This window comes from Pseudomonas sp. (assembly GCF_049590575.1).
Classification (GTDB): Bacteria; Pseudomonadota; Gammaproteobacteria; order Pseudomonadales; family Pseudomonadaceae; genus Aquipseudomonas.
Genome location: NZ_JBAWDE010000406.1, coordinates 1 through 10,419, shown reverse-complemented (window position 1 = coordinate 10,419; position 10,419 = coordinate 1). Strand labels below are relative to the sequence as shown.

The window sequence follows — 10,419 nt, the reverse complement described above, 5'->3', positions numbered from 1 at the left end:
GGGCTGGGTCGCGGGGACGGCGCTGCTGATTGCTTTGCTGGCGCTGTGGCTGGGCGACAGCCTGGCCGCCGGGTTTGTGCTGATGGCCAGCTTGCTGCTCGGCGCCGCTCTCGGCTTGCCGGTGCTGCTCAACGCCTTGCTGAAGACGGTGCTGGGGCGCAGCCGTTCGGTGCTCGGGCAATGGTTTCTGGCGGACTGTCGTCAGCAATTGCCGGCCTTGAGCCTGGCACTGATGGCGCTGCTGTTGGCCCTGGCCGCCAACATCGGCGCCGGTTCCATGACCTCGGGGTTTCGCCACACATTCAACAACTGGCTGGAGCAACGCCTGACCGCCGAGCTTTACCTTAACCCGCAAACCCCGGCGCAGGCCGAACAACTCAACACCTGGCTTGCGCATCAACCGTTGGTGCAGGCCGTGCTGCCTACCTGGCAGGTCGCCGTGCAGTTGCAAGGCTGGCCGGCGGACGTGTTTGGTGTGGTCGACGACCCGACCTATCGCCAGCACTGGCCGTTGCTGGACGCGGTAAGTGCGCCCTGGGACCGCTTGCTGCAAGGCGACACCCTGATGCTCAGTGAACAACTGGCGCGGCGCCTGGCGGTGAAGCTCGGCGACACGGTGAAGATCCCCACGCCGCAGGGCATATGGTCACCCAGGGTGGTGGCGATCTACGCCGACTACGGCAACCCCAAGGGCCACGTGCTGGTCAATTCCGCGCACCTGCTGGCCCATTGGCCGAGTTTGTCCCCGGCGCGTTTCAACCTGCGGGTGGCGCCGGCCGACGTGCCGCCGCTGATAGGTGAGGTGCAGCGCGAATTTGCCCTGGACGACAGCCGTATCGTCGATCAACAGCAGCTCAAGGGCTGGTCGAGCCAGGTGTTCGAGCGCACCTTCGCCGCCACAGCGGCGCTTAACAGCCTGACCCTGGGCGTGGCCGGCGTGGCGCTGTTTATCAGCCTGCTGACCCAGAGCCAAAGCCGCCTCGGCCAGCTCGCACCGTTGTGGGCGTTGGGCGTGACGCGCCGGCAATTGATGCTGCTGAACCTGGGGCAGACCTGGCTGCTGGCCGTACTCACATTGGTGCTCGCCTTGCCCCTGGGCTTGTTGCTGGCGTGGTGCCTGGATGCGGTGATCAACGTGCAGGCCTTTGGCTGGCGCCTGCCGCTGCAGGTGTTCCCCTGGCAGTTGGCGCAGTTGCTCGGGCTGTCGATGCTGGCCACGCTGTTGGCCTCGGCGTGGCCGCTGTGGCAGTTGTACCGCAGCCGTCCGGCTGACTTGTTGAGGACCTTTGCCCATGAAGATTAAATCGCTGTTGTGGGCTGTTCTGTTGTTGCTGGGTGCTTGCGATAAACAACCTGCGGCGCCGCAAAGCTTTGCAGGCCTGGGCAGTGACGCGGCGGATTTTGCCCAGGTCGTGCCGGGGAAAGTCTTCAGCTTCCCCGAGGACCACGGCCCCCACGCAGGCTTTCGCATTGAATGGTGGTACGTCACCGCCAACCTCAAGGATGCCCAAGGCAATGTGTTCGGCGTGCAATGGACGCTGTTTCGCAACGCGCTCAAGGCCGGGCCGACGCAAGCGGGCTGGCAGGACTCGATCCTCTGGCTCGGCCACGCCGCCGTCACCTCCGCCACCCGCCATTACGCCGCCGAGCGTTACGCCCGCGGTGGCGTCGGCCAGGCCGGTGCCCAGGCGGCGCCCTTCAATGCGTGGATCGACGACTGGAATTTCGCCAGCCAGCCCGGCAGCGCAGATGCCTTGGCGGACATGCAACTCAAGGCCAACGGCGCGCACTTCGCCTACGACTTGCACCTGACCTCCAGCCGCCCGCTGGTGCTGCAGGGCGACGGCGGCTACAGCCGTAAATCCGACCAGGGCCAGGCGTCGTACTACTACAGCCAGCCGTTTTTCAACGCCAGCGGTAGCGTCAGCATCGACGGCAACACCTACCAGGTGAGTGGCCCGGCCTGGCTTGATCGCGAATGGAGCAGCCAGCCGCTGGGCGCCAGCCAGACCGGCTGGGACTGGTTTTCCCTGCACCTGGACCGTGGCGAGCAACTGATGCTGTTTCGTGTGCGGCAAACCGATGGCGGGTCGTACTTGACCGGCACCTGGATCGACCGCGAAGGCCGTACCCAAACCCTGCATGACACCGATATCCAGTTGGCGCCGCTGCAAACCACGGCCATTGACGGGCGCAAGATTCCTACGCGCTGGTCACTGAAAATTCCTGGCAAACAGCTGGATATCACTGCCCAGGCCGTCAACCCGAACGCCTGGATGAACCTGGACATTCCCTACTGGGAAGGCCCGGTGCAGTTCGAGGGTGGGGTGGGTTATCTGGAGATGACCGGGTATTAGAGTGCTTTCTGTAGGTGCTTTTTCTCCGCTGAGTAAGTCACTTCCCAAATGTGCTTTCAGCCCCCCGGACTTGTGTCCGGGCAGGGGGCGCTTGCTTATATTCCGACGTCATCTTTATTGCATCCGGGATGTAAGACGTGGCGCAGGGTTATATCAACGACCAGGTAATTGACTACAGCAGTTTGAAATCCCGGTTGATGGGCAGTGGCTTGAGCGGGCAGCGCTCTGATCATTTTGATGTGCTGAACCGGCACCTGCGCCATGGCTTGGTTACACCTGGGCAGGTGGTGATCATTCCCGATACTTACAGCGTGAGCTGTTCGCTCGAGGAAGCCTGGTTGGTACGGCATGCCGAAGAGGTTCGTCGTAACCTGGACATGCAGGCAGTGGCGGGCAAGGCGCTGATCGACAACTATGACTTGCTGCAAAGCTTCCTCGCGTACGGCTCGATTGGCATCGGCAGTGCGACATCCGTGTGGGCGCGGCATCTGGATGAAGTGGCGCACACCTTGGAGGAGATTGAGCGGTTGCATCAGCGCTTGAAAGGCGGCGGTCTGGAAAAGCAAAGCTTTATCCAGCAGCGTCAGGCGTTGTTCCGGCGGTTGGATCTGCAACTGCAAGGCGCCGCGCGGTTTGGCACGGGCTTGCGGGGTAATGCTTCGTTGAAGAAGGTGTTGGGGATTTCGACTAAAAGCTATTTGCACAAAGGCGAGATCGCGGGGTATGCGAAACGGATGCGTGAGATGGCGCAGATGTCGAAGTGGCTGGGTAAAGGGACTTACGCGGGGTTGGCGCTGGATGTTGGCGTAGCGGGGTTGGAGGTCAAGGAGGCGTGTGTGACGGGGCGGGAGACGCAGTGCAGAAGGGCGAAGTATGTGGAGTCGGGAAGGTTTGTGGGTGGAGTGGCGGGGGCTGCTGGGGGAGGCTTTTTGGGGGCTGAACTGGCTCGTCGGGCATGCAACATTTTTATGGGCGTCGCGACTAGAGGAAAGGGTGCTCTTGTCTGCGCAATTATTGGAAGTGCGGGGGTGGATATGCAGGAGGCAGTGAGGGTGGTAATCGCGGGGCGACTCTGGGCGGCAAGATCGTAGATGTCGATGGTGATTTGATTTTCCAACCAGAGGGGGCTTAAGGGTGTCTTTTTTTTTCCCCTATACCCTTGTGCTGTCTCTCGTAACCGTCTTCGTGTTGGGGGTGTTTCTTTTTGTCGGACGTACGAAGCTCGACGAACTGGACACTTACTTCAGTGCAAACCCAGAGTTTTTTAAGCGTAAGCAGCGCTGGAAACGCAACCAGCGTTTTAAGCTGATGTGTCTGATCATAGATATTCTCGCCCACTCAAAAGGCTCCGTGAAGGAAGGCTTTGTGACTGAGGCAGAATTGGCTGCTATTCCGTTATCGCTCAAGCGGTGGGCTGTTTGGCCCTATCACCTTGCGATAATGTTGGTTGGCAATTGGGGCTACTGGTGCACTTGGCTGTAACGGTAGGGCGTTTTTTCTACAGGCATTTTTTTCTTAAAAAATACTGTACATCCATCCAGTCATATTCTACATTCCATCCCAGGTGACCGGATGTCACCTGAGCTTCACTTTTTAACTATGGATGGATAAAAAATGAAATCGAAAAAAGCCTTTATGCTGGGCGCGGCCATGGCGGCCACTTGCTTCGTTTCGGCCTTTGCCCTGGCCGAGCAGTACCCTCACCTGGCTGCGCAAGCGGCTCAACCTTCGGTCAAACAAACCCTGAAAGCCGCCGGAAAAGTTTCGGCCACCCAGGCTTCTGCGGCGCTCAAACAACAACTGCAAGCGGGTGCTCAACTGAAGAAACCGGTATTCGCCGCCAAGGCCAAGGCCGACTCGGTGGTACAGGACCACACCTCGCCAGCCCCGGCGACCCAGGTGAAAAAAGCCGATGCCCAGCCAGCGGCAGCGGTACAGGCGGCGCTGGTTCAGGGCTGCGAAACCACCCTGGATGTGAACCAGCTGTACACGGTCAATGGCGTGCAGACCGGTGACTTGCTGTGCTACCACTTCAACCTGCCGCAGAAGGCGCGGATCAACGCACTGCTGGTCGGCCAGACGGCAGGCACCAACATGTCGCTGACCCTGTTCCAGGACGATGGCCAAGGCAACCCGATCCCGCTGGGGACTTCCGACAGCCCGGGCACTGGCGATGAGAGCCTCAGCGGCGTGCTGCCGGCCGGTGACTACTACTGGTTCATGGAAGCCAACGCCGCGGTGCAGGGCTCGAGCTTCCAGTTCGGTGTGGCAGTGGACGCGAATCTCGACGCCTTCGAACCCAATGACACACCGGACACGGCCTTCCAGCTGCCGGACACGCTGAACTACCTCAGCGGCAACGCCGACAGCGCCAACGATGTCGACTACTTCGACTTCACCGCCGTGCGTGGCCAAAGCGTGGGCATCGCCTTGACGGCCGATGCCGCCAGCGGCAGCACGCGCAACAAGTGGATCCTGGAGCGCTTTGATGGCAACCAGTGGGTGGTGGTGGACACCACCGTCAAGTCGACCTCGATTCCAAGCCCGGGTGTCGGCGGTGTGGTCAAGGTGCGTGTGCGGCCGAACCCGAATGATGCGTGGAGCGCGACGGGCAAATACAACCTGTCGTTTGGTTCCAACCCACGGGTGAACAACCCTGATATGAAGGGCGAGTCGAACGTGCTGCGCATCCCGTATTCGGCTTCCAACGTGGGCTACGGCTACATGACCACCCAGGCCTACCGTGACCTGACCTGGAACATGGGTCTGTCCGACAGCACCGGCGCGCCGCTGGTGGGGCTGCACCCGATTGTCTACCTCGACCAGCACATCAACCCGGACACCGGCATCATCGTCTACAAGGCGTATTCGGCGCCTACCGACAGCTCGGGCCAAGCGCGTGGAACGATCAATGTTGGGGCGTGCAGTGGCGGTGATTTCCAGACCACGTTTGTCGATTACTCCCAGGGCTACAACAACACTTGGCGTACCGACTTCAACTACGGCGTGTGGCGCATGGAAGTGCTGGAGTATCCGGGTATCGGTGTCGGTGGCGACAATACCCAGTTCGTCAGCTTCGGCCACCTGTGCAAACAGACCTTGCTGAGCAGCACCAAGGCCTGAGGAACTGATCCCTTGAAACCTGGGGCATACGAGCCAAGCTTGTATGCCCTTTTTGCGTTATTGCGCCAGTGCCAGCGCCAACGGCAGGCGCGCCATGCTCGTGCTTTTCAACGAGCCCAGGTACAACCAGTCGCCATATTCACGGGCGGTGGTGATCGGCGAGTAGTTGCCGGCGCTGCCATCCTGCAAATTGGCGATGACCTTGCCCTCGGTATCCAGCCCCAGCACAAAGGCTTTGCGCTCGATCGGCTTGGGCACCACCATCAGCGCGCGCACCATCACCTTGCGCAGCAGTGGGTAGCCGGCGAAGCTGTCGAGCAAAGGATTGCGCGGCGAGTACAGTGCCACCCAGAAGCGGTCCTGGCCATTGAAGCTGAGGTTGTCCGGCAGGCCGGGCAGGTTGTCGATAAACAGGTCGTGTTTGCCGGCGCGCTCGCCCTTGAGCCAGAAACGGCTGATGCGATAGGCCCCGGTTTCATTCACCAGCACGTAGTTTTCATCCGGGCCGAGGGCCACGCCGTTGGCGAATTGCAATTGCTCCAACAACACCTCGGTGGTGCCGGTGTTGAAGTCATAGCGCAGCAGCCGACCGTCGCCGCCATGCTCGATCACGGCCTCGCCATCCTGGCCATAACCCCAGCGGCTCGACGCGTCGCTGAAATACGCATAGCGCCCGCTCGCGTCCACCGCCACGTCATTGGTAAAGCCAAAAGGGACGCCGTTGGCGGCGGTGCTCAGCGCGCTGAGTTGGCGCTTGGTATCCAGCGCGAGCAGGCCCTTGACCCCATCGGCAATGACCAAGCGCCCATCCGGGTGCAGCGCCATGCCCAGCGGGCGCCCGCCGGTATTGGCCAGCACTTGCAGGCTGCGGCTGTCGGGCGCGGTGCGGATGATCCGTCCGTCATGCAGCCCGCTGATCAGATAACCCTGGGCATCCAGCAGTAACGCCTCGGGCCCGGTGATGTCCTGGGCGCCGATTTTTTGCACCGCCTTGAGTCGCTGGTTTTCGGCGTAGGGGCCGTCTTTCATCGAGGGCGCTTTTGGAGGGGCCCAGTTGACTGGTTGCACCTTGGTAGGCATCAGCAGCAGAAAAGCGATCACCGCTAGCAGCAGTACGAACATCAGATGGCGCAGTTTTTTTGGACGGGTACTCATGACGATTCCTGGTTGTCGTTAGTGCGCGGTTCCCGTGCAGGGTGCCGAACAGGTAATCCATTGAGGGCAAGACAATGTTGAAATTGCCACGGCAGGCTGCTCAGGGTTTTTTATTGGAGCCTGAGCTTAGTCGGTGGTGGGGAATGCGCGAGTTTTCGTACGGTTCAGTCATCCTGCGTTTTCAGATCAGCGGGTCCCAGCGTTGCGACCAGTCGGTTTCGGCCTTGACCACCTCACGCAGCAATGCCAGTGCCTGCTGCAATACTGCCGAATCGCGTGCGCGTGAATACACCACGAATGTCGGGAAGTTGAACTCCGGGGCCTTGGACACGCGCTGCATCACGCCGCTGTCCAGGTAGCTCTGCACCACCCGCGTGCGGAAATACCCGGCGCCGCCATTCTCCAGGATGTACTGCAACGCCAGCGGCCCCAGGTTGAAACTCAACGCGGCGCGGGCCAGGTCGGGCAGGGCGGCGTCATGCTGCTGGCGAAACCCCGGGCCCCAATCGATGTAGACGTACGGAGCCGGCTTGCTCACCAGTTGCACCAGGATCAGTTTTTCTTCGAGCACTTGCTCCACTTGCAATCCTGGCCAGTACTGCGGCTGGAACACCAGCGCGGCGTCGAGCACGCCCAGTTCCAGCTGGCGCAGCAAGTAGTCGCCTTCACGCACTTCGGTGCGCAATGCATGCCCGGGGATGAGTTCACGCAGCGCCTGGGCCCAGGCGAGCATCAGCGGGTTGCACAGGCTCACTTCTCCGCCGATGTGCAGCACGTTGCGATAGCCGTCGGGCAACGGCAGGTCACGCTTGGCGGCCTCCCAGGTTTGCAGCAACTGGTTGGCGTACACCACGAAGGCCTCGCCGTCGGCGGTCAGGCGTGCTCCGGCGCGATTGCGGATAAACAACGTGCTGCCCAGCTGGCTTTCCAGGCTTTTGACCCGAGCGGTAATGGCGGTCTGGGTAACGTGCAGTTTCTCGGCCGCTGCGGCCAGGCTGCCGCAGCGGGTGATTTCGAGAAAGGTGCGTGCCAGTTCGATGTCCATGAAACCCCCGCGGATGAATGGGCGACAGTGTAATGGAATGTGTTCAGAACTGTGGACGTGGGCTTGCTCGCTGATGCGGTGGTGAGGTCGACAGAACTTAACGGGACAGATCTATTTAAGTTAAATCGCCCCTTCAACGATTTGGCAGTCGTCTTGTTTCCAGGCTTGGGTAACATCAGATTTCGCTGATAAGTCCTACTTCGCGGGGGAGGCGCCAGGGATAGTCTCCTTGCACTGGAGCATCGCCAGACCGCAAGGCGGCGATAGAAACGGTGCGATTTTTTATCTCTCAAAGGTATGCCAGAGCAATGTCTACTATTAATTCGCCTCAGAGTTTAACCCTCACTGATTTTTCCACTTTCAACCGCGAGGTCAATGGTCAACGCGAAATCAACGGTAAGCCTTCATACACGGTCAAAGAAGCGGCCGACGTGCTGACGCGCACAGGCCAGCGGTGGCTTGATAACAACGGCGATGGCTGGACGGATGTGTCCTATCGTATGCGCGACAAGCCAGGTGAGTTATTCCCAGCCTACGGCTTGGGCGGGTTCAGTGCGCTTGATACCGCCGCACAAGAAGCCGCCAAAGCCGCGATGAATAAATGGTCGGATGTGGCCAAGGTCCGCTTTACCGATGCCACTTCCGGTGGCACAAGCGAAGGTAACATCGCGTTCAGCCAATTTGCGACAACCAATGGGCCCTTCGATACCTCGTTGGCGAGCTCGGTTCCGACTGCAGACACGCAGCGCTTTGCAGCAAAGTACCCGGAGTTGTCGAGGGTGGGCGTCACCTCCGAGATTTTTCTCGATGCCAACGATCAGGCCGTTACCGCCCCCAGCCCTAATAACCAAGGACTTGCGCTTTATTTGCATGAAGTGGGGCATGCGCTGGGGTTATCGCACCCCCATGAGGTGCGCTTGGGAGGTCCAAGGTACGCACAGGACACGATCGGCTACAGTGTCATGAGCTACTGGGAAGAACATCGCAGCGGCCAGAACTTTACCAAGAACGGTATGCACTACACCCCCGTAGGCCCCATGGTGGATGACATTGCCGCTATCCAGAAGCTCTACGGCGCCAACAGGAATGTCCGTACCGGGAATACAACCTATGGGTTCAACTCCAATGCCGACCGCGACGACTTCCGATTGAAACGCTCCACCGATGTAGCGCTCTTTACCATATGGGACCCTAAAGGCGAGAGCGATGCGGTGGATTTCTCCGGGTATTCCGATGACCAACTGATCAACCTCAATCCTGGACAACCGTCCAATATCGGCGGAATGGTCGGCAATGTATTTATCGCCCTGGGCGTTACCATCGAGAACGCCATAGGGGGCACAGGCAACGATGTGTTTATCCCTAACCGCGCACAGAACACGCTGACTGGGAACGGCGGCAATAACACCTACAAGTACCTGAGCGTCAAGCAATCAACGCCGGATAAACCGGACCGGATTACTGATTTCGTCTCGGGCAAGGATAAAGTCGATGTGTCCGAGATGCATCGCAAGGGCGCGCGCAAGGGTGCCAAGGATACTGAGAGTAACGGTCAGCGGCCCCCTGCGCTCGTCGGGCCTGTGAAGCTGGTCGAGCAATTCAGTGGACGGCGCAGCGAGGCAGTGCTCAGTTACGACCCAGCGGCCAAACAAGCTCGGTTGGAGATCGACGTGAAAGGCAACGGCACCGCTGATTTCCTGCTGCTGATCGACAGTCAAACACCGCTCAAGCCTACCGACATTGTGGTGGAGAAATCGTCTATGCATTAAGCGGGTACGGGGCGGGAGTGTTGCCTGGTCAAACGACAGGCACACCGCCCCCCTTCGCCTGGGCTTCAGGAACCCTCCCTGGGCGTTTGCAGGTGCTCCGTGGGAAACGCATTCGCATACACCTGACACACCTTCAACACCTGCTCATCGGCAAACCGCGCCCCGACCACGTGCAACCCCACGGGTAAGCCATTCGCCGCCAGCCCGCACGGCACCGAGGCCGCGGGCTGCTGCGTCAAGTTGAACGGATAGGTGAACGGCGTCCATTGCGTCCACGCCTGCAAGCCCGAACCCGGTGGCACATCGTGCCCGGCTTCGAAGGCCGTGATCGGCATCATCGGCGACACCAGCACGTCGTAATGCTCATGAAACGCCGCCATCCGCGCCACCAGGGCCGCCCGCGCCTCAAGGGCCGCACTGAAATCATCCAGGCTCAAGCGCTCGCCACGTTGTGCGATACGAGACAAGCCAGGGTCCAGCAGCTGCCTTTGCGCGTCGCTCATCGAGCCGGTCAAGCGTGCAGCTCCAGCGGCCCACAAGGTGGTGAAAACTTCCAGCGGATCACTGAACCCCGGGTCGATCTGCTCGACATGGGCGCCCAACTGCACCAGACCTTCGACCGCCTGGGCGACCACCCTGGCCACCTGCGGGTCGACGTCCACGTAGCCGAAAGTGGGGCTGTACGCTACGCGCAGCCCCTTCAGGTCGTTACCGGGCATGAGCCATGGCGTGGTCCTCGGCGCGCCGATCAAGCCATCGCGTGCATCCGGCTGGGCGATGGTCTGCAGCATCAGCACGCTGTCTTCCACGGTACGGGTCATCGGCCCCAGGTGCGACAGGACGGTCATGGAACTGGCCGGCCACTGCGGCACATAACCGAAGGTCGGCTTGATGCCGAAGGTGCCGGTAAACGCGCAGGGAATCCGGATCGACCCCCCGGCGTCGCTGCCCTGGTGCAACACGCCCAGGT

8 protein-coding genes and 1 pseudogene are annotated in these 10,419 nt (G+C 60.6%); 6 read left to right on the top strand and 3 right to left on the bottom strand.

Going from position 1 to position 10,419, the window contains the following annotated elements:
• The 5 genes and pseudogenes from WBR57_RS28355 to WBR57_RS28335 all read left to right on the top strand — a co-directional run.
• Window positions 1-1,303, top strand: a 1,303-nt coding sequence (locus WBR57_RS28355) for an ABC transporter permease (RefSeq protein ID WP_424088587.1), incomplete at its 5' end; no start/stop codon positions are given.
• Window positions 1,293-2,357 carry a lipocalin-like domain-containing protein gene (locus WBR57_RS28350; protein ID WP_424088585.1) on the top strand — a complete coding sequence of 355 codons (1,065 nt, stop codon included), beginning with the start codon at window positions 1,293-1,295 and terminating at the stop codon, window positions 2,355-2,357. The genes WBR57_RS28355 and WBR57_RS28350, both read left to right, overlap by 11 nt.
• A 137-nt stretch (window positions 2,358-2,494) precedes the next feature.
• Window positions 2,495-3,489, top strand: a pseudogene (locus WBR57_RS28345) (hypothetical protein).
• A 2-nt stretch (window positions 3,490-3,491) separates the two neighbouring features.
• Window positions 3,492-3,839, top strand: coding sequence for a hypothetical protein (locus tag WBR57_RS28340; RefSeq protein WP_424088583.1), 348 nt, complete (start codon window positions 3,492-3,494; stop codon window positions 3,837-3,839).
• A gap of 132 nt (window positions 3,840-3,971) precedes the next feature.
• Window positions 3,972-5,480: a hypothetical protein gene (locus tag WBR57_RS28335; RefSeq protein WP_424088581.1), complete on the top strand. Its 1,509-nt coding sequence runs from the start codon at window positions 3,972-3,974 to the stop codon at window positions 5,478-5,480.
• Window positions 5,481-5,537: 57 nt separating this feature from the next.
• Here WBR57_RS28335 and WBR57_RS28330 read toward each other — a convergent pair whose 3' ends face one another.
• Window positions 5,538-6,635, bottom strand: coding sequence for an SMP-30/gluconolactonase/LRE family protein (locus tag WBR57_RS28330; protein ID WP_424088579.1), 1,098 nt, complete (start codon window positions 6,633-6,635; stop codon window positions 5,538-5,540).
• 181 nt (window positions 6,636-6,816) lie between these two features.
• A complete protein-coding gene (locus tag WBR57_RS28325) occupies window positions 6,817-7,680 on the bottom strand; it encodes a LysR family transcriptional regulator (protein WP_424088577.1) in 864 nt (287 codons plus the stop codon).
• Window positions 7,681-7,988: 308 nt separating this feature from the next.
• On the opposite strand from WBR57_RS28325, the gene WBR57_RS28320 reads away from it, so the two are divergent.
• The gene (locus WBR57_RS28320; protein ID WP_424088575.1) at window positions 7,989-9,449 is read left to right on the top strand and encodes a M10 family metallopeptidase; all 1,461 of its coding nucleotides are present in this window, start codon (window positions 7,989-7,991) and stop codon (window positions 9,447-9,449) included.
• 65 nt (window positions 9,450-9,514) lie between these two features.
• Here WBR57_RS28320 and WBR57_RS28315 read toward each other — a convergent pair.
• Window positions 9,515-10,419, bottom strand: a 905-nt coding sequence (locus WBR57_RS28315) for an amidase family protein (protein ID WP_424088573.1), incomplete at its 5' end; no start/stop codon positions are given.